At 67.9% G+C, this 17,675-nt stretch carries 20 protein-coding genes and 1 riboswitch; of the genes, 9 read left to right on the top strand and 11 right to left on the bottom strand.

Features of this window, described 5'->3' with window-relative positions; all coding sequences use genetic code 11:
* Positions 1 to 205: 205 nt before the first annotated feature.
* The 6 genes from lpxK to EF888_RS00735 all read right to left on the bottom strand — a co-directional run bounded on the left by lpxK (position 206) and on the right by EF888_RS00735 (position 6,432).
* The gene (lpxK, locus tag EF888_RS00760; RefSeq protein ID WP_109760618.1) at positions 206 to 1,192 is read right to left on the bottom strand and encodes a tetraacyldisaccharide 4'-kinase; all 987 of its coding nucleotides are present in this window, start codon (positions 1,190 to 1,192) and stop codon (positions 206 to 208) included.
* Positions 1,189 to 2,361 (bottom strand): 3-deoxy-D-manno-octulosonic acid transferase, encoded by a 1,173-nt coding sequence (locus EF888_RS00755; protein ID WP_109760619.1) that lies wholly within the window; start codon positions 2,359 to 2,361, stop codon positions 1,189 to 1,191. The genes lpxK and EF888_RS00755 overlap by 4 nt, the downstream gene beginning before the upstream one ends.
* Positions 2,362 to 2,444: 83 nt before the next feature.
* Positions 2,445 to 2,690 carry a DUF4170 domain-containing protein gene (locus EF888_RS00750; RefSeq protein WP_109760620.1) on the bottom strand — a complete coding sequence of 82 codons (246 nt, stop codon included), beginning with the start codon at positions 2,688 to 2,690 and terminating at the stop codon, positions 2,445 to 2,447.
* Between the two features lie 33 nt (positions 2,691 to 2,723).
* Positions 2,724 to 3,488 (bottom strand): metallophosphoesterase, encoded by a 765-nt coding sequence (locus tag EF888_RS00745; protein WP_109760621.1) that lies wholly within the window; start codon positions 3,486 to 3,488, stop codon positions 2,724 to 2,726.
* 102 nt (positions 3,489 to 3,590) lie between these two features.
* Positions 3,591 to 5,189, bottom strand: coding sequence for a phosphoglycerate dehydrogenase (gene serA / locus EF888_RS00740; protein ID WP_109760622.1), 1,599 nt, complete (start codon positions 5,187 to 5,189; stop codon positions 3,591 to 3,593).
* An 88-nt stretch (positions 5,190 to 5,277) separates the two neighbouring features.
* Entirely contained in the window at positions 5,278 to 6,432 is a 1,155-nt protein-coding gene (locus EF888_RS00735; protein WP_109760623.1) for a phosphoserine transaminase, read from the bottom strand.
* 160 nt (positions 6,433 to 6,592) lie between these two features.
* Between EF888_RS00735 and serB the strand changes: the two genes are divergently transcribed.
* The 4 genes from serB to EF888_RS00715 are packed head-to-tail and all read left to right on the top strand — an operon-like array spanning position 6,593 to position 8,644.
* Entirely contained in the window at positions 6,593 to 7,456 is an 864-nt protein-coding gene (serB, locus tag EF888_RS00730; RefSeq protein ID WP_109760677.1) for a phosphoserine phosphatase SerB, read from the top strand.
* Positions 7,457 to 7,507: 51 nt separating this feature from the next.
* Complete coding sequence (locus EF888_RS00725) at positions 7,508 to 7,843, top strand: ArsR/SmtB family transcription factor (protein ID WP_109760624.1); 336 nt, start codon at positions 7,508 to 7,510, stop codon at positions 7,841 to 7,843.
* Positions 7,840 to 8,304 (top strand): SRPBCC family protein, encoded by a 465-nt coding sequence (locus EF888_RS00720; protein ID WP_109760625.1) that lies wholly within the window; start codon positions 7,840 to 7,842, stop codon positions 8,302 to 8,304. Before EF888_RS00725 ends, EF888_RS00720 begins: the two co-directional genes overlap by 4 nt.
* A 22-nt stretch (positions 8,305 to 8,326) precedes the next feature.
* Positions 8,327 to 8,644, top strand: a complete 318-nt coding sequence (locus tag EF888_RS00715) for a YciI family protein (RefSeq protein ID WP_109760626.1) — start codon at positions 8,327 to 8,329, stop codon at positions 8,642 to 8,644.
* A 1-nt stretch (position 8,645) separates the two neighbouring features.
* Here the strand turns inward: EF888_RS00715 and EF888_RS00710 are convergent, their stop codons facing one another.
* The 3 genes from EF888_RS00710 to thiB are packed head-to-tail and all read right to left on the bottom strand — an operon-like array spanning position 8,646 to position 11,846.
* Positions 8,646 to 9,329: a thiamine ABC transporter ATP-binding protein gene (locus tag EF888_RS00710; RefSeq protein ID WP_109760627.1), complete on the bottom strand. Its 684-nt coding sequence runs from the start codon at positions 9,327 to 9,329 to the stop codon at positions 8,646 to 8,648.
* Complete coding sequence (locus tag EF888_RS00705; RefSeq protein ID WP_109760628.1) at positions 9,316 to 10,881, bottom strand: thiamine/thiamine pyrophosphate ABC transporter permease ThiP; 1,566 nt, start codon at positions 10,879 to 10,881, stop codon at positions 9,316 to 9,318. Before EF888_RS00705 ends, EF888_RS00710 begins: the two co-directional genes overlap by 14 nt.
* Positions 10,857 to 11,846, bottom strand: a complete 990-nt coding sequence (gene thiB / locus EF888_RS00700) for a thiamine ABC transporter substrate binding subunit (protein WP_109760629.1) — start codon at positions 11,844 to 11,846, stop codon at positions 10,857 to 10,859. Before thiB ends, EF888_RS00705 begins: the two co-directional genes overlap by 25 nt.
* 37 nt (positions 11,847 to 11,883) lie before the next feature.
* Positions 11,884 to 11,987: riboswitch (TPP riboswitch) on the bottom strand.
* A 130-nt stretch (positions 11,988 to 12,117) separates the two neighbouring features.
* On the opposite strand from thiB, the gene aroC reads away from it, so the two are divergent.
* From aroC to EF888_RS00685, 3 genes are read left to right on the top strand one after another with little or no spacing between them, the layout of a single operon-like run.
* On the top strand, positions 12,118 to 13,218 hold the full coding sequence (aroC, locus tag EF888_RS00695; RefSeq protein WP_109760630.1) for a chorismate synthase: 1,101 nt from the start codon (positions 12,118 to 12,120) through the stop codon (positions 13,216 to 13,218).
* Positions 13,215 to 13,673, top strand: coding sequence for a hypothetical protein (locus EF888_RS00690; protein WP_109760631.1), 459 nt, complete (start codon positions 13,215 to 13,217; stop codon positions 13,671 to 13,673). Before aroC ends, EF888_RS00690 begins: the two co-directional genes overlap by 4 nt.
* Positions 13,674 to 13,719: 46 nt before the next feature.
* Positions 13,720 to 14,868 (top strand): MFS transporter, encoded by a 1,149-nt coding sequence (locus EF888_RS00685; RefSeq protein WP_126918449.1) that lies wholly within the window; start codon positions 13,720 to 13,722, stop codon positions 14,866 to 14,868.
* A 48-nt stretch (positions 14,869 to 14,916) separates the two neighbouring features.
* Here the strand turns inward: EF888_RS00685 and EF888_RS00680 are convergent, their stop codons facing one another.
* Positions 14,917 to 15,531: a glutathione S-transferase family protein gene (locus EF888_RS00680; RefSeq protein WP_109760633.1), complete on the bottom strand. Its 615-nt coding sequence runs from the start codon at positions 15,529 to 15,531 to the stop codon at positions 14,917 to 14,919.
* Positions 15,532 to 15,607: 76 nt separating this feature from the next.
* Here EF888_RS00680 and EF888_RS00675 point away from each other — a divergent pair, with 76 nt between their 5' ends.
* The gene (locus tag EF888_RS00675; protein ID WP_109760678.1) at positions 15,608 to 16,294 is read left to right on the top strand and encodes a helix-turn-helix transcriptional regulator; all 687 of its coding nucleotides are present in this window, start codon (positions 15,608 to 15,610) and stop codon (positions 16,292 to 16,294) included.
* Positions 16,295 to 16,342: 48 nt separating this feature from the next.
* Entirely contained in the window at positions 16,343 to 17,212 is an 870-nt protein-coding gene (locus tag EF888_RS00670) for a DMT family transporter (RefSeq protein WP_109760634.1), read from the top strand.
* Between the two features lie 56 nt (positions 17,213 to 17,268).
* Here EF888_RS00670 and EF888_RS00665 read toward each other — a convergent pair whose 3' ends face one another.
* Complete coding sequence (locus EF888_RS00665; protein ID WP_109760635.1) at positions 17,269 to 17,556, bottom strand: HU family DNA-binding protein; 288 nt, start codon at positions 17,554 to 17,556, stop codon at positions 17,269 to 17,271.
* Between the last annotated feature and the right edge of the window lie 119 nt (positions 17,557 to 17,675).

Below are 17,675 nucleotides of genomic sequence, written 5' to 3'. Positions count from 1 at the left end.
TCTCGCCGTCCGCCGGATAAACGGCTTACGCAACGTCAACAGTTCGTTGTTTATCGACCTGTCCTGCAATACCCTGCTCCTCAAGGCGCTTACACGCCTTGTACTCCCGGCGATCCCGCGCCCCTCCTCAATAGGCGTGGGATCGCTTCTATCTTGCCGGGCTGAAAGCAGCTTGGCTCAGGGCCGGGACGGGGGCAGAGCCCCCTTACAAGCCCAACCGCCCCAACGCCGTCTCCAGCGCCGCGGCCTCGTCGAACCTCAGCCGCACCGGCAGCGTCAGCACCTTCTGGCGGAACGACGACGGCAGCCGCACCGCATCCTTCTCGGTCGTCACGAGTTGCGCGCCCAGCGCCGCCGCCTCGATCTCGAGCCGCTTCATCAGCGCATCCGACAGCGGCTGGTGGTCGTCCAGCGCCTCCGCCCGCAGAAGCTCGGCACCCTCGGCCCGTAGAGTGGCGAAGAACTTCTCTGGCCGCCCGATCCCCGCGAAGGCCATCACCCGCAGGCCGGCCCAGTCCATGCCTGTCCGCAGAACCTCCAGATGCGCCGTCGCGCGCGGCACGGTGACGGCCCCGCCCCAGGTCGCGCCGAACCGCTCCTGCGCCGCCGCCCCGCCGATGGTCAGCACGAGGTCGGCGCGTGCCATGCCCGCCGCCACCGGCTCGCGCAGCGGTCCCGCCGGGATCACCCGTCCGTTCCCAAACCCCACCTCCGCATCGACCACGACGACCGACAGCGTCTTCGCCACCGCAGGATTCTGAAGCCCGTCATCCAGAAGGATGACACCCGCACCCGCGGCCTCCGCGGCCCGAACACCCGCAGCGCGGTCCTTCGCCACCCAGACGGGCGCGAAGGCCGAGAGAAGAAGCGGCTCGTCCCCCACCTCGCCCGCGCCGTGCTGCCGTTCGTCGACGCGCAGCGGACCCTCGGCGCTCCCGCCATAGCCGCGCGTCACCACGTGCGCGGCCTGTGCGCCCAACCGCTCCAGAAGGGCGATGACCGTCGGCGTCTTGCCGGTTCCGCCCGCCGTCAGGTTGCCGACGCAGATCACCGGCACCCCTGCCGTCACCTCCGGGGGACGCGCCACACGCCTCGCCGTGGCACCCGCATAGATCGACGCAAGGGGGGCGAGCGCCAGCGCCTGCCATCCGGGCCGCGCAGGCGGGTTCGACCAGAACCCGGGCGCCCTCACTTCGTCCCTTCCCCATCAAGCGCCACGTCGATGTCCTCGGTCAGCCACTCGACGACATGGGCGCTTTCCGTCGTCACCGCCCAGCCCGCCTGCGCCAGCGACGCGGCCTTGTCGGGCGCCAGAAGCGTCACCACCGCCTCGCCCAGAGCATCGGGCGACTCGACGGCCATCACCGCGCCCGACGCCTTCAGCCGGTCGAAGCGCGAGGTCGCCTGACCGATCGCCGGCCCGTGCAGCACCGCCGAACCCAGCGCCGCCGGATCGAAGGGATCCGCCAGCGGAGGCCCGTCCGTCAGCGTGCCGCCGATATAGGTCGCGGGAGCCAGCCGGTACCACAGCCCCATCTCGTCCTCGCCGTCGGCGACATAGACCTGCACCTCGGGGTCGGGCTCGCCGCCTTCGCTCCTCAGGCTGGTGCGCCAGTTCCCGGCCTCGAACCGCGCGCGGATCGCCAGCGCTTCGGAGGGATCGGCGGGCGTCACGATCAGCAGCAGGCGATGCGCCGAGCGGAACGCCTTGCGGTGCGCCGCCTCGATCACGTCGGTCTCGTGCGCGCGCACCTGCGCCGCCAGCCACACCGGCCGCCCGCCCAGAAGCTGGGCCAGCGTGTCGCATTCGGCCTGGTTGCAGCGTTGCGCGAGGATGGTGTCGCAGAGAGGCCCCGTGATCTCGATCCGCGTCCCGGTTCCGCCCAGCGAGCGTCGAAGCACCTGCGCCTCGCTTGCCGACACCGCGAGGCAAGCCCTGAACGCGCCCAGGTAGTCCGGATAGCGCCGCCGCGCTCCCACCGCCTCGCGCGAGGGCGAGACGTGGTAGAGCGGCACATCGCGGCGGGCCATCGCGGCGAACAGCTTCGGACGGTCCGTCACCCCCATCTCCACCGCCACGTCCGGACGCCAGTGGTCGAGAAACCGCTGGATCGCCGCCGAGCTTTCGTCCGGAGCGGCATGATGGATGGCCTCGGCGACGAGCGACGGCAGAAGCGGCCCGTAGGCGTCCGTGGTGACGAGACAGGACACCGGCTCTTGCCGCAGCCGCGACAGCGCGCGCGCCAGGGCGGGGGCGGGCCCCGCCTCGGGCGGGGTGCTGGCGTGCATCCACAGAAGCAGTCCCTCGGGGCGCGCGCGGCTTGGCTGTCCGCGCCGCTCCGTCTCGCTGAAGGCGGTCACCGTCTCCGGCTCATCCGGCGTCGTGCCCCGCAGCCGCGCCGCGGCCCGGCCCAGACGCTTCAGGATCCAGCCGTCCTCCAGGTTCAGGATCCCAGCTCCTCGGTCGGGGACACCTCGGCCTCTTCGTCCCTCAGGCGGTGAATATGCGCGATGTAATAGCGCATGTGCGCGTTGTCGACGGTCCGCTGCGCCTCGGCCTTCCAGGCGTTGTAGGCGCTTTGGTAGTCGGGAAACATGCCGACGATGTGCAGCGCGTCGACATCTCGGAAGACGTTCTTCGCGGGATCGACAAGCTCCCCGCCGAACACGAGGTGCAGTCTCTGGGCCATTCCTTCGGTCTCCTGTTTCGTTCCACTGCGGGATCATGCCCCGCGCGGCTTGACGATCGGTGAGCGTGGCACCTTCAACTTCTGACGCCCGTCCACCCGCAGCGCGAAGACGTCCTTGCCGTCGAAGACCACCGGGATCAGATCATGCCCCCACCCCGCGCCCGTGTCGACGTTGACCCGGTTGCCGTAATGCGTCGGCTCGTCCACCGGCGTGTGGCCGTGGACGATCAGCGCCTCGTGGTCGCCCAGGTGCCACAGGAAATCGTCGCGGATCCACATCAGGTCGTCGGGCTCCTGCGCCTCCAGCGGGAAGCCGGGCCGGATCCCGGCGTGAACGAAGATCCGCCCGTCCTTGCGATACCACAGGGGAAGGGTGCGAAGGAAATCCGTATGCGCCTCGGGCACGACGCGCCGCAGCCTCTTGAGAAGCGACGCGTCTCCCTCCAGCAGCTTCTTCCTGACCCCATAGGATTCCAGCGTCGACTTCCCGCCCAAAGCGTGGCTCGGCCACGAGATCCCCGCCCGCATCCGCGCGTGCGTCCCGTCGCCGCCATCAAGCGTGTCGAGGAACAGTCGGTCGTGGTTGCCGCAGAGCACGATCCAGTCCTCGCCCCGCGCGATGCCGTCGATCAGGAACTGGATGACGCCGCGCGACTCCGGACCGCGGTCGACGAGGTCGCCGATGTGGACAACGCGCGGCCGCGCTACGCCGGCACGCCTGGCGTCCTCCGCAATGAGGTCATGGCCTGCCCTCAGCTTGTCGAGGTGGCCGTGGATGTCGCCGATCGCATAGATCATGGGGTGCTCATATTCGGAATGAAGGGAACGGGCCAGACCTGACCCGGTTCCTCGCCCCGCCCCCTCCTCCCGATCCGTGGCGCGCCCGTCACGCCCCGCCCGTCAGACCTCGAACACCAGCGGCCGGATCTGCTCGAACAGCCCCGTCGCCTTCAGCTTTCCGATGACCGGAGCCGGCACCGGCTCGTCGACGTAGAGAAGCGCGATGGCGTCGCCGTTCTTCTGCGACCGGCCAAGGGTGAAGTTGGCGATGTTCACGCCGTTTTCGCCCATGGTCTGCCCCAGCGCGCCGATGATGCCCGGCACGTCCTCGTTCGTGGTGTAAAGCATGTGCGCCCCGATCTCGGCGTCGATGGTGATGCCCTTGATCTGGATGAAGCGCGGCTTGCCGTCCGAATAGACCGTCCCGGCAATGGACCTCTCGCGCTTGTCGGTGGCAACGGTCAGCTTCATGTAGCTGTCGAACACCCCGGACTTCTCCTGCGTCGTCGTCGACAGCGCGATACCGCGATCCTTCGCGATCACGGGGGCCGACACCATGTTCACCTCGGGATTGTGGGCCTTGAGGATCCCCGCCACGGCGGCCGCGTTCAGCGCGGCGGTGTTCATCTCGGCGACCTCGCCGTTGTAGAGGATGTTGACCGCCCGGATCGGCTCGTCCGTCAGTTGCCCCGCGAAGGCGCCCAGGTGCCCGGCGAGCTTCACCCAGGGGCCCATGATCTTGGCCTCTTCCGCCGTCACCGACGGCATGTTCAGCGCGTTCTGCACCGCCCCCGTCAGCAGGTAGTCCGACATCTGTTCGGCGACCTGAAGGGCCACGTTCTCCTGCGCCTCCGTCGTCGACGCGCCCAGGTGCGGCGTCACCACCACGTTCGGCAGGTTGAACAGGGGCGAGTTGACGGCAGGCTCCTCGGCGAAGACGTCGAACGCGGCCCCGGCCACCCGGCCCTCCTTCAGCGCCAGCGCCAGCGCGTCCTCGTCGACCAGCCCGCCACGGGCGCAGTTGATGATCCGCACACCCGGCTTCATCCCCGCGATGGCCTCGGCCGACAGGATGTTCCGCGTCTTCTCGGTCAGGGGAACGTGCAGCGTGATGAAGTCCGCGCGGCGCAAAAGCTCGTCCAGCTCGACCTTCTCGACCCCCAGCTTGTCGGCCCGCTCCTCGGACAGGAAGGGATCGTAGGCCACCACCTTCATGTGCAGGCCCAGCGCCCGCTCGATCACGATCGAGCCGATGTTGCCCGCCCCGATCACGCCCAGCGTCTTGTTGAACAGCTCGACGCCCATGAAGCGGTTCTTCTCCCACTTGCCGGAGTGGGTCGAGGTCGAGGCCTCGGGGATCTGCCGCGCCACGGCGAACATCATCGCGATGGCGTGCTCGGCGGTGGTGATCGAGTTGCCGAAGGGCGTGTTCATCACGATCACGCCTTTCTTCGAGGCGGCCGGGATGTCGACGTTGTCGACCCCGATCCCGGCGCGCGCGACGACCTTCAGCTTCGTCGCGGCCTCCAGCACCTTCTCGGTGACTTTCGTCGCCGACCGGATGGCCAGGCCGTCATACTCGCCGATGACGGACAGGAGCTTGTCCTTGTCCTTCCCGAGGGACGGATCGAACGTCACGTCGATCCCCCGGTCGCGGAAGATCTGGACGGCGGTCTCGCTCAGCGCGTCGCTGACGAGGACTTTGGGTTTCTGTGTCATGGTCTCATCCGTGTCTGTGTGCGCACCGACGCAATACCGACGTGATACCGACGTATTACCGATGCACCAAAATGGGGTTGGATGGCACTCAGGCCGCCTGCGTCTGCGCCGCGATCTCGGTCTCGAAGGCCCACTCGATCCAGGGCACCAAGGCCTCCACATCCGAGGTCTCGACCGTCGCACCGCACCAGATCCGAAGGCCCGGAGGCGCGTCGCGATAATAGGCCGCGTCGTAGGCCACGCCCTCAGCCTCCAGCCGCTTCGCCACCGCCTTCGCAAAGGCAGCACCGTCCCGGATGCGGTCATCGGTGAACTTCAGGCAAACGCTGGTGTTGGACCAAGCCTCGGGAGTCACAGCCAGATTCTCGATCCAAGGCGTCCGCTCGCAAAAGTCCCACAGGACCTGCGCATTGGCGTTCGCCCGCGCCTTCAGCCCCTCCAGACCACCCACCGACTCCGCCCAATCGAGCGCGAAGAGATAATCCTCGACGCACAGCATCGACGGCGTGTTGATCGTCTCGCCCCTGAAGATCCCGTCGATCAGCTTGCCGCCCTTGGTCAGCCGGAAAATCTTCGGCAGCGGCCAGGAAGGCGCATAATTTTCAAGGCGTTGCACGGCGCGGGGCGACAGGATCAGCATCCCGTGCGCCGCCTCGCCGCCCAGCACCTTCTGCCAGGAGTACGTCACGACATCGAGCCGGTCCCACGGCAGATCCTGCGCGAAGGCCGCGCTCGTCGCGTCCACGATCACGAGCCCCTCGCGGTCCGCCGGGATCTCCACGCTGTCGGGCACACGCACGCCTGATGTGGTGCCGTTCCAGGTCATCACCACGTCCGCATCCCAGTCGACAGCATCGAAATCGACGATCTGCCCATAGTCGGCGGTCGTCACTTTCGCGTCGAGTTTCAACTGCTTGACCGCGTCCGTGACCCAGCCTGACCCGAAGCTTTCCCAGGCCAGCATCTCGACCTTGCGAGCGCCCAGCAGGTTCCACATCGCCATCTCGACCGCGCCGGTGTCCGACGCGGGCACGATGGCGATCAGGTAATCGGCCGGAACACCCAGGATTCCGCGCGTCCGCTCGATGGCCGCGAGAAGCTTCGCCTTGCCGATGGCGGCACGGTGCGACCGGCCCAGAGGCGCGTCGTTAAGCTTTTCCAGCTTGAATGTCGGGGGTTTGGCGCAAGGGCCGGAGGAAAACCGCGGATTGACCGGCCGCGATGCCGGTTTCGTCATATTCATCTCTGAATACCCTCTCAGATATACGCCCCTCGTTGGGGAGGGGTGTCCCGCCGACGGAGTTACGCCTGCCCCGACCCTTCCGCAAGCGGGGAAATGACGCTAAGCGGGCGCGATGCGTCGGAATCCGGCGCCGCCCGCTCACGATCGGAATTCGCTGCCCATGCCCGTCATCTCGCTGATCGCCCGTCCCGGCACTCTCGATCCCGCGCTGGTGTCGACGCTGCAGGGCGCATTCGGCGCGACCGGCGACGCGGTCTGGCTCTCGCCTGATGAGGCTTGCGAGTTTCCCGTGGCCGCGACGCCCCTCAATGTCGCGCAGGTCCATTCCGAGGTCGGTGCCATGCGCGTCGATCTGAACTGTCTGCCCGACGGCGACCGCAAGAAGGCCCTCCTGATCGCCGACATGGATTCCACGATGATCGGCCAGGAATGCATCGACGAGCTGGCCGACGAAGCAGGTGTCGGCGTGCGCGTGTCCGAAATCACCGCCCGCGCGATGAACGGCGAGCTGGACTTCGAGGCGGCGCTCCTCGAACGCGTCGGCCTTCTCAAGGGCCTCCCCGTCTCGGTCATCGAGCGCGTGATCGAAAGCCGCATCACCCTCGCTCCCGGCGGCGAGACGCTGGTGCGCACCATGAAGGCGCACGGTGCCACCACCGCCCTCGTGTCCGGCGGCTTCACCCAGTTCACGGGGCGCATTGGCGAACGCCTCGGCTTCGACACGACGCGCGCGAATACCCTGCTGGAGCAGGACGGCAAGCTGACCGGCGACGTCGCCCGCCCCATCCTGGGCCGCGAAGCGAAAGTGGCAGCGCTGCGCGAGCTGTCCCCCGACACATCCCGCGCCATCGCGGTCGGCGACGGCGCCAACGACCTCGGCATGATCGAGCTTGCGGGCCTCGGCGTCGCCCTTCACGCGAAACCTGTCGTGGCCGCGTCCGCGCCGCAAAGGATCGACCACTGCGACCTGACGTCGCTTCTCTTTCTGCAAGGCTACAGCCGCGCCGACTTCCTTATTTCCTGACCTCGTTAATTAACGCTTGCGTTAAATAAAGAATCGGTCGAGGTTTAGCCCATGACCGATCTCAACCGCATCTTCGCCGCCCTCGCCGACGAGACCCGCTTCAAGGTCGTCGAGCACCTGATGGCCCAAGGCGAACAGCCCGCCGGCTCCCTCACCGAGCTGGCCGGCCTCTCGGCCCCCGCCGTCTCTCGCCACCTCAAGGTGCTGCGCGAGGCGAACCTCGTCTCGCAGCGTGTCGAGGGCACACATCGCTATTACTCAGTCCGCTCGGAAGCGCTTCGCTCGATCTCGGACTGGACCCTCGAACACCGCGCCTTCTGGGCCGGCAGCCTCGACCGCCTCGACACGCTTCTCGCCCTCGACCCCGATGGAAAGGACACCGCATGACCGACGCACCCGCCGTCACCGAGATCGAGTTCATCCGCGACTACAAGGTCAGCGTGGACCGCCTGTGGAACGCGGTCACCGCGCCAGACCAGGTCGTGCAGTGGTTCGGCACCGAGGGTGTCCGTCTCGAGGAGTGTCACATGGACCTCTCGCGGACCGGACCCTGGGGCTGCGTGATGGTGGGCAAGGACAGCGGCAACCGTTTCAAGGTCACCGGCCAGGTCACTCACGTCCGCCCGCCCGACAGCGGCGAAGGCTCGGTCGGCCTGACCTGGGGCTGGCACGATCCCGAGGACCGGCGAGGGTCCGAAAGCCACGTCATCTTCGAGATCTCCGGACACGGCGATGGCGCCCGCCTGCGTGTCGTCCACCGCAATCTCGAAGCCGGCGAGGAAGCGCAAAGCCACAGCCGCGGCTGGATCGGCACTCTCATCAAACTGGACGCGCTCCTCGCGTCCTGACCCACGGCAGAAAGGAGAACCCATGCCGGACTTCATGTTCGTCTACCACGGAGGCAAGCCGCCCGAGAGCCAGGAGGCCATCGACAAGGCCATGGCGGCCTGGGGCAAGTGGATGCAGGACCACGGCCCCGCCCTCACCGATGCCGGCAATCCCGTCGGCATGTCGAAGACCGTCACATCGTCGGGCACCACCGACAACGGCGGCGCGAATCCGGTGTCCGGCTACTCCATCGTCTCGGCCGCCGACATCGCCGAAGCCTGCCGGATCGCGTCGTCCAATCCCATGGTCGCCGGCGGCGGTTCGGTCGAGGTGGCCGAGATCGTCCCCATCTCGATGTAGGTCACTCCAGATAACGCCGGACGGCTTCGGACGGCGCATCGAAGAATGCCTTCGTCGGCACGGGAGGGGCGACGCGCCCCTCCTCCACGAAGATCACCTGCTGCGCCACACGCAGCGCATCGTCCGGATCGTGCGTCACCATCAGGATCGTCGCGTCGGGCAGCAGGTCTCTCACCAGATCGAGCATCTCGCCCCGCAGGGCCGGACCGAGCGCCGAGAAAGCCTCGTCCATCAGCACCACGGGCCGGTCGGTCAGCAGCACCCGCGCCAGCGCCGCCCGGCTTTGCTGGCCGCCAGACAACGCGCCGGGCCTGCGATCCTCGAACCCGGTCAATCCCACGCGTTCAAGCGCCGCCCTCGCGCGGGACACATCCTCCGACGTGGGGCGCGTCCGGGGCGCCAGGCCGAGTGCGACGTTGGCGAGAACATCGAGATGCGGGAAGAGGTTGTTATCCTGGAACAGCACCGCCACCAGCCGCGCACCCGGAGCCAGCGGGCCAAGGTCGCGCCTGTCCCACAGGACACGACCCCGGTCCGGCACCTCGAACCCCGCGATCAGCGACAGGAGCGTGGACTTGCCTCCACCCGACGGGCCGATCACCGCCGTGATGCCGCTCGGAACCGAGATGTCGGCGGCAAGCCGGAACCCGCCCCGAGCGAACTCGACCCCCTCAAGCCTCAGCACGCCGCGCCCCCCTGTCGAAGGCCCAGAACGCGGCGAAACTGAGCCCCAGAAGCAGGACAGACGCGCCCGCCGCCTCGTCCATGCGATAGGACCCCATCAGCCGGTAGACCTGCAAGGGAAGCGTCGCCGCCTCGGGGTCGGCGAACAGCGCCACGACGCCAAGGTCCCCCATGCTCAAGGCCGCCGCCAGACCGGCCGAGAAGCCCAGAGGCCGGGACAGGCGCGGCAGGATCAGCACCCGCATCCGACTCCACCCCTGAAGGTCCAGGCTGTCCGCCAGGCGTCCGAAGTCGGCCTCGACCCTCCGCAGCGCGGGGATGAGCGCACGCAGCGCGAAGGGCAGGGTCGAAATCGCATTGACCAGCGCCGTCACCGGAAGCGCCAGGCGCTCGGGGTTGGCGAAAGGAAAGACAAGCAGGAACAGCCCCGTCCCGATGACGAGAGGCGAGGCCGCGATGGCCGTCAGCCCCGCCGCCTCGATCCATCCGCCTCGCGCGCCAAGGCGCACAGCCGCCACGGCCATCGTCAAGGCCAGCGCGGTGACGAGGACCGTCGACGCACCAGCTACGGCGAGCGACCGCAGCGCCGATGTCCAGACCGACTGGGGCAGGGACGGCACTTCCATCACCCCCCGCAGGATCACGGCGCCGATCGGCAGGATGAGGAAAAGCGTCGCGACAAGGATGACCCCGGCATCCTGCGCCCGCAGGATCCGCGTCCGCGCCTCCCACCTGTCGGCGGGCCGGTCCAGACCAGCCGCCAGGTCCGTCGACCCCACGCTCCGAAACGCCAGCAGCGCGACCGTCACCGTCAGGCCAAGCTGCACCAGCGACAGAAGCGCCGCCCGCGACAGGTCGAATTCGAACCGGACCGCCTGGTAGATCGCCAGTTCCACAGTCGTCGCCCTCGGCCCGCCGCCAAGCGTCAGGGCGACGGCGAAGCTCGTCAGGCACAGCACGAACACGACGACCGCCGCCCCCGGCACCACCGACAGAAGCATCGGCCGCTCCAGATGCCGAGCGACAGCACCCGCGTCCATGTCGAGCGTCGCCGCCAGCCGGAACCGTTCGGCGGGAATCTCCTGCCAGCCCTGAAGGATCAGCCGCGTTGCAAGCGGGATGTTGAAGAAGACATGCGCCAGCACGACGCCATGCAGGCCGTAGACCGACACCGCCGGAAGCCCCGCCAGCGCCAGCGCGCCGTTCAACAGGCCGTTCCGCCCGAAGATCGCGATGAGTCCGAAGACCGCGACGATCACTGGCAACAGAAAAGGCGCGCCCAGAAGCGTCACCAGCGCACCGCGTCCGACGAACCGCCGCCGCGAAAGCGCGCGGGCAACGGGAATGGCCAGACCGACACTCAGGACAGCGGAGAGGACCGCCTGCCAGAGCGTGAACCGGATCGCCGCCCAGTCGGAGGGCGACAGCCCCGAGCCCGGCTCGGCCCGCCAGACCAGTGCGCCGGTACAGGCCAGGATCAGGACGGGGATCGCGGCGGCGCCCGCGACCCCGGCCCATCCTCCGGGACCTAGCGGCTGAGCGCGGTCAGCCATTCGTCCAGCGCCGGATCGCGCGCCTCGCGCGCGTCCTCGGGCGCCAGCAGAAGCGCCGTTTCCGGCTCGAGAAGCGTCTCGAACCCTTGGGGAAGTCCGGCCTCGGGCGTGACGGCCGGGTACATCCAGTTCGTCGTCGGGATCGCGGACTGGAACGCCTCGGTCAGCATGAAGGCGAGGAAGTCTTCGGCCAGGTCCGGCTGGTCGGTCGCGGCCAGCTTGCCGGCGACCTCGACCTGAAGGTAGTGCCCCTCCTCGAACGCGGCGGCGGCCTTGGTGTCATCCTCCTCGGCGATCAGGTGATAGGCGGGCGAGGTCGTGTAGGACAGCACCATGTCCGCCTCGCCTTCCAGGAACAGGCCATAGGCCTCGGACCAGCCCGGAGTCACGGTCACGATGTTGTCGGCCAGGCCCTCCCAGATCGAGGCCGCCTCGTCGCCGTAGGCCGCCTTGACCCACATCAGCAGACCGAGGCCCGGTGTCGACGAACGCGGATCCTGGATCACCACGCGGACGTCACTCTCGGCCAGGTCGCGGAACGAAGTCGGCACATTCGCCATCTCCTTGTCATGGACGAAGGCGAAGAAGCCCCAGTCGTAGGGCAGGAAGGTGTCGTCCTCCCAGGTCACGGGCATGTCGAGCGCAGGCACCGAAAGCCCGTGCGGCGCGAACAGACCCGTCGTCTCGGCTTCGGCCGTCAGGTTGGTGTCGAGGCCCAGGACGACGTCCGCTTCGCTCCGCTCGCCCTCCAGCTTGACGCGCGCCAGAAGCGCCGCGCCGTCGCCCGCCGCGACGAAGCGCAGGTCGCAGGCGCAGGTCTCTTCGAAGGCAGCTTCGACGGCGGGGCCGGGACCCCATTCGGACACGAAACTGTCGTAGGTCATCACGGTCAGGACGGGCTTGTCCTGCGCGAACGCAGAAGACGTTGCCAGAAGCCCTGCCGCAAGGATGGTCGGGAAACGCATGGTCTCTCTCCTTGTCAGTGGGCGGGGGGACAAAGGATGAGGATCGCTCGACCTTCCCTCCGCCGGTGCTAGCCGGTTCAGGTTCAACGGGTTCGCCGATGCGGCATCTCAGCTTCGATGGAAGCACCCCGAGGTAGGGGTTAGGTAGCGCGAGCACCCAATACCCGCAAGCCCTCCCCCTTCATCTTGCCCCAAATACGCGGCCTGCCCGCGACGCCCGATGCGACGCGGGGACTGTTCCTCGCCCTTCTGTCCGGCTAAGAGCGAACCCATGAGCCTGAACACCTACGGACACCTTTTCCGCGTCACCACCTGGGGCGAAAGCCACGGACCCGCCCTCGGCGCCACCGTCGACGGCTGCCCTCCCGGCGTGCCGCTGAACGAGGCCGACCTCCAGGTCTGGCTCGATCGCAGGAAGCCGGGCCAGAACAAGTTCACCACGCAGCGGCAGGAGGCCGACGCGGTCGAGATCCTGTCCGGCGTCTTCGAGGGCCTGACCACGGGCACGCCGATCCAGCTCATGATCCGCAACACGGACCAGCGATCCAAGGACTATGGCGACATTTCCGAGAAATTCCGTCCGGGTCACGCCGACATCACCTACTGGCAGAAGTACGGCATCCGCGACTATCGCGGCGGCGGACGATCGTCGGCGCGCGAGACGGCCTCGCGCGTTGCGGCGGGCGGCGTCGCGCGACAGGCGCTCGGCGCTCTCGTCCCCTCGATGACCATCACCGGCTACATGGTGGGCATGGGCGGGAAGGACATCGACCGGTCGCGCTTCGACTGGGACGAGATCGCGCGCAATCCGTTCTGGACCCCCGACGCGCAGGCCGCGGCCGAGTGGGAGGAGTACCTCGGCGCGCTGCGCAAGTCCGGTTCGTCGATCGGCGCGACGATCGAGGTGACGATCCGCGGGTGCCCTCCCGGCCTTGGCGCGCCCGTGTACGGCAAGCTCGACACAGGCCTCGCCGCCGCGATGATGTCGATCAACGCCGTGAAGGGCGTCGAGATCGGCGAGGGCATGGCGGCCGCGCGTCTGACGGGCGAAGCCAATGCCGACGAGATCGCGATGGGTCCGGACGGTCCGGTCTACGCTTCGAACCACGCGGGCGGCATCCTCGGCGGCATATCGACCGGGCAGGACATCGTCGTGCGCTTCGCCGTCAAGCCGACCTCGTCGATCCTGACGCCGCGCAAGACGATCACCAAATCGGGTGAGGCGACCGAGATCGTCACCAAGGGCCGCCACGACCCCTGCGTCGGCATCCGCGCCGTCCCGGTGGCCGAGGCGATGGCGGCGGCGGTCATCCTCGACCACCTCCTTCTCGACCGGGCGCAGACGGGCGGTACGCGAGGGAAGATCGGATGAGTTCCGGCTTCATCGCCCTCATCCCCGCGGATCCGAAGGCGCGTCTTGACGCCGACACCGCCGCCAGGCTCGAGACCGCCCACGCCGAGATCGTCGGCAGCACCGAGACGTGGTTCAAGGACTATGGCGCGCGCCTTCAGTTCATCGACTGCGGCGGCAACTTCGAAGCCATCCTCTGCCCCGCCTGCGGCAAGCCCGCCGAAACCGACTGGTGGGGCCAGCGGATGGATCACGCCTGGAACGCGGACCACGGCTTTCATCTTTGCGACTTCGCCATGCCCTGCTGCAAAGCGCCGGCGCGGCTCGACACCCTCGTCTACCAGCCGCAACAGGGTTTCGCGACGTGGTTCCTGTCGGCCCGAAACGAGACGCGCGGTCCCCTGAACGCGGGCGAACTGGCACGGCTGGAGCATGTCGCCGGACTGCCCCTCAAGGTGATCTATCAGCACTACTGAATTGGATCTCGCCAAGGCCGGATCGCTCGCCGATAGTCGCCGCCGCATGACCCGCCGCACGACGATCCTCTCGATCTTCTTCCTCCAGGCCTTCGCCGCCGGAGGTCTCTTTCCCCGCATTTCGGACATCCAGACAGGGCTCGGTCTCGACAAGGCGACGCTCGGAATCGCGCTGACTGCGGCCGCCGCCGGCGGGTTGGCGACGAACCTCGCCGCAGGCCGCCTGGTCCAAGGCCTGGGCACGCGCGTCATCCTTGGCGTGGGAGTGCCGCTTCTCGCCGCGACGACGGCCGGGGTCGCGCTGGCGCCGACGCTTCCCCTGCTCTTCGCCGCGCTGCTGGCCGTGGGGACCTGCTTCACACTGACGAATATCGCGATGAACCTCGAAGCCGACCGCGTCGAGTCCGAAACCGGCCGCCGCGTGATGAATCGCTGCCACGGGTTCTGGAGTGCGGGAATGCTCCTCGCCGCGCTGACCGGCACGTTCGCCCGTGGCATTCCGCTTCCAGCAACGCTGCACCTGTCTCTCGTGGTTCCGGTCGTCTGCGCGTTCCTCCTGCCCCTCGCCTTCCGAATGCGACCCGCCCCGCCCGCACCCGACGACAAGCTCGACGGGCCGCGCTTCGCCATGCCCTCGCGCCGCACGCTTGGCCTGATGCTTTTCGGCATCTCGGGCGGCATCGCCCAAAGCGCCACGCAGAACTGGTCCGTGATATACGTCGAGCAGACCTTCGCCACCGCCGGCTGGATCGCCACGCTGCCGTTGTCGGCCTTCCTCGTCGCGATGACTCTCGGCCGGATGCTCGCCGACGGCTGGAGCGAGCGTCATGGCCCCCTGCGGACGACGAACGCGCTTGCCTGTCTTGCGCTGTTCGGCGCGCTTTGCGTCGTACTGGCGCCGTCGGTCTGGGTAGCAATGGCGGGCTTCGCCTTCATGGGGACAGGCATCGCCGCGCTCTTCCCGTTGATGATCTCGGGGGCGGCGCGGTCTGGAAACCGCCCCGCCGCCGAAAGCGTGGCGGCGGTGCTCGTTTTGTCGGGCCTCGTCATGCTGGCCGTGCCCGCGCTCATGGGCTCGATCGCGGAAAGCTTCGGGCTGAGGGTCGCCTTCTGGGCGCTGGTCCCGCCGTTCCTCGTGACGCTCGCACTCGTGCGCCGAACGGTCGCCGCCAGCCTCCCGTCCTCGACGAGATGAGACCGGCGAACGCGCCGTGCGGTTCGGCCTGAAAGGCCTAGCAAGAACTCAACCCGCTTTCAGAAGCCGGGCGTCTTCGTCGGCGACGAGGCGCATGGCCGGACGCGAACCGCACCGCACGACCCAATCCTTGACGGCAGCGTCGTCCGGTATCAGGTGCGGAGCCCATTGGAACGTCGAGGCGACGATCAGGTCGGCAACGGTGTAACGATTCCCGGCCAGCCATGTCCGCCCGTCCGCGAAGGCCTCGACCAGACGCGCTTGAGCTTCAGGCAGACCGCGAAACGTGAGTTGCAGCAGCGGATGCTCGATCTTGCCGAAGGCGAAGACGACCACAGGCTCCAGCACATCGCCGTACCACGCCAGCCACGACAGCATCAGGCCGCGCTCGGGATGATCGACGGGCAGCGCGAGACCCGCTTGGGGAAAGAGCTCGGCCAGGTGAAGCGCGATTGCGGCGGACTCGCGGATTGCCACCCCGTCCTGAATCAGCAAGGGCACCTTTCCTTCGGGATGCGGGTTCCGCGCGTCGGCGCCGTCCGTTCCGTCCATCCTCGCGATCGAGATGGTCTGGACCTGGACGCGGTCGCGGATCCCCAGCTCCTCGATCAAGGCTACGATGCGGGACGAGCGGCTTTGGGGGGCGTGGTAGAGGGTCAACATGGCGAGCATCCTTGATTTGCGTCTTGCGATGAATCCATTCTGCCGTGACCCTGTTGCCAGTTTCCGTCAGCAGCCCATGCCTCGCACCGATCGCCTCTTCACCCTTCTCCAGACCCTGCGGACCCTTCCGCAGCCCGTTACCGCTGCGCGGTTGGCCGAGGAGACGGACGTATCCCGCCGCACGCTTTACCGCGACATCGAGAGCCTCCGCGCCGCCGGCGCCGTGATCGACGGCGAACCGGGCTTCGGCTACCGGCTGACCGAGGATCCTGCCATGCCGCCCCAACTGCTCGACCGGATCGAGGTCGAGGCGCTGGTGCTGGGCCTTGCCGAGGTGGAGGCCAGCGGCGACCCCGCCCTTGCAAGCGCGGCGCGATCGGCCCTTTCCAAGATCACCGCCCGCCTGCCCGAGAGGGTCGCCCGCGAGGCCGCGCATGCCGTCTCCTTGGTTTACCGTTACGAGAAAGCCCCGCCACCGCCCGGGTGCCTGCCGGTCCTGCGCGGCGCTTCGTGGGACGAGACGGCGCTCGATCTCGACTATCGCGATGCGGACGGCACGCCGACGCAGCGCCGTGTGCTGCCTCTGGCCGTCGTGTTCCTCGAGAACACGCAGGTTCTCCTGGCCTGGTGCTGCCTGCGCGAGGATTTCCGGAAGTTCAGGCTGGACCGCATCGAAACCGCGAAAGCGACCGGCCAGTCCTTCCGCCCGCGCCGCGTTCCGCTTCTGCGCGAATACATCGCGCGCTTGCGCAGCGGGGGCTGACGCCGACCGCCAGACGCGCTATGGCCGCCGAAAGACACGAGGCGGGACATGGACTTCAAGGCGATCCTAGCGGGGCTGACCTTCGCGCTCATCTGGTCATCTGCCTTCACCTCGGCCCGGATCATCGTACAGGCGGCTCCGCCGCTCACCGTCTCCGCCATCCGCTTCACGCTTGCGGGCGTCATCGCCGTGACGCTCGCCCGCGCCCTCGGCCAGACCTGGAAGCTGACCCCGCAGCAATGGCGGCTGACGGTATTGTTCGGCATTTGCCAGAACGCGCTTTACCTCGGGCTGAACTTCGTCGCGATGCAGACGGTCGAGGCCTCGCTCGCCGCCATCATCGCCTCGTCCCTGCCCCTGATCGTCGCGGCGCTCGGCTGGATCGTTCTCGGCGACCGGGTCCGGCCTCTCGGTCTTGCGGGCCTGATCGCGGGCTTCGCAGGCGTGGCGCTCATCATGGGGACGCGGCTGACCGGCGGCGTCGATCCGGTCGGCGTGGCGCTTTGCTGTTTCGGCGCGCTGGCGCTGGCGACGGCAACCCTGGCGCTCAAGGGTGCGTCCTCGGGCGGCAACCTCGTCATGGTGGTCGGTTTGCAGATGCTGGTCGGCGGCGCGGCGCTCTGGGTGCCCGCCCTGCTGTTCGAGACCTGGACAGTCACCTGGTCGCCCCTCCTGGTCGGCGCGTTCCTCTACACGGTAATCATGCCGGGTCTCGTCGCGACCGTCCTGTGGTTCTGGCTGGTCGGCCGGATCGGCGCAGTCCGCGCGGCGACCTTCCACTTCCTGAACCCGTTCTTCGGCGTCGCCATAGCAGCAGCACTTCTGGGCGAGGCGCTGAGACCCCTCGACGTCATCGGCGTCGCGGTCATCGCCTTCGGGATCCTCGCGGTGCAGCTATCGCGCGTTCCGCGGACCTGACATGAAAAAGGGCCGCGCAGTCGCGGCCCCTTCACGCAACGTCCGATCCCTTGGGATCAGTCGTTCACGCTGTCCTTCAGCGCCTTGGCGATGGTCATCTTCACGACCTTGTCGGCATCCTTCTTGATCTGCTCGCCCGTCGCCGGGTTGCGGACCATGCGCGAGGGACGCTCGCGGCAGTAGATCTTGCCGACGCCCGGAAGGGTGACGGCGCCGCCCTTCGACACTTCGTCGGTGATGACGGCGGTCAGCGCGTCGAGGGCGGCGGTTGCCGACTTCTTGTCGCTTTCCATCTTGTCCGCGAGAGCGGAGACCAGCTGGGTCTTGGTCAGGGGTTTTGCCATGATGAATACTCCTCGTTCTGGCCTGTTCTAGTGGCTCATTGCCCTTATTTAACTGGATATCGTGGCACTACACAACGATTTGTGGCACGTAAACCGACTTTTTGGCCGATCTCGAGGCC

The organism is Silicimonas algicola (assembly GCF_003970735.1).
GTDB lineage: Bacteria > Pseudomonadota > Alphaproteobacteria > Rhodobacterales > Rhodobacteraceae > Silicimonas > Silicimonas algicola.
This window is presented reverse-complemented; position numbering and strand designations above follow the sequence as displayed.

Coding starts and splice junctions, on each gene's coding strand:
- EF888_RS00675 (WP_109760678.1), top strand. CDS start 15,608: ATGCCTCGCACCGATCGCCTCTTCACCCTTCTCCAGACCCTGCGGACC.
- EF888_RS00735 (WP_109760623.1), bottom strand. CDS start 6,432: ATGAATATGACGAAACCGGCATCGCGGCCGGTCAATCCGCGGTTTTCC.
- EF888_RS00705 (WP_109760628.1), bottom strand. CDS start 10,881: ATGGCTGACCGCGCTCAGCCGCTAGGTCCCGGAGGATGGGCCGGGGTC.
- serB (WP_109760677.1), top strand. CDS start 6,593: ATGCCCGTCATCTCGCTGATCGCCCGTCCCGGCACTCTCGATCCCGCG.
- EF888_RS00685 (WP_126918449.1), top strand. CDS start 13,720: ATGACCCGCCGCACGACGATCCTCTCGATCTTCTTCCTCCAGGCCTTC.
- EF888_RS00750 (WP_109760620.1), bottom strand. CDS start 2,690: ATGGCCCAGAGACTGCACCTCGTGTTCGGCGGGGAGCTTGTCGATCCC.
- EF888_RS00680 (WP_109760633.1), bottom strand. CDS start 15,531: ATGTTGACCCTCTACCACGCCCCCCAAAGCCGCTCGTCCCGCATCGTA.
- EF888_RS00715 (WP_109760626.1), top strand. CDS start 8,327: ATGCCGGACTTCATGTTCGTCTACCACGGAGGCAAGCCGCCCGAGAGC.
- EF888_RS00720 (WP_109760625.1), top strand. CDS start 7,840: ATGACCGACGCACCCGCCGTCACCGAGATCGAGTTCATCCGCGACTAC.
- EF888_RS00690 (WP_109760631.1), top strand. CDS start 13,215: ATGAGTTCCGGCTTCATCGCCCTCATCCCCGCGGATCCGAAGGCGCGT.
- thiB (WP_109760629.1), bottom strand. CDS start 11,846: ATGCGTTTCCCGACCATCCTTGCGGCAGGGCTTCTGGCAACGTCTTCT.
- EF888_RS00725 (WP_109760624.1), top strand. CDS start 7,508: ATGACCGATCTCAACCGCATCTTCGCCGCCCTCGCCGACGAGACCCGC.
- EF888_RS00745 (WP_109760621.1), bottom strand. CDS start 3,488: ATGATCTATGCGATCGGCGACATCCACGGCCACCTCGACAAGCTGAGG.
- EF888_RS00670 (WP_109760634.1), top strand. CDS start 16,343: ATGGACTTCAAGGCGATCCTAGCGGGGCTGACCTTCGCGCTCATCTGG.
- EF888_RS00665 (WP_109760635.1), bottom strand. CDS start 17,556: ATGGCAAAACCCCTGACCAAGACCCAGCTGGTCTCCGCTCTCGCGGAC.
- aroC (WP_109760630.1), top strand. CDS start 12,118: ATGAGCCTGAACACCTACGGACACCTTTTCCGCGTCACCACCTGGGGC.
- serA (WP_109760622.1), bottom strand. CDS start 5,189: ATGACACAGAAACCCAAAGTCCTCGTCAGCGACGCGCTGAGCGAGACC.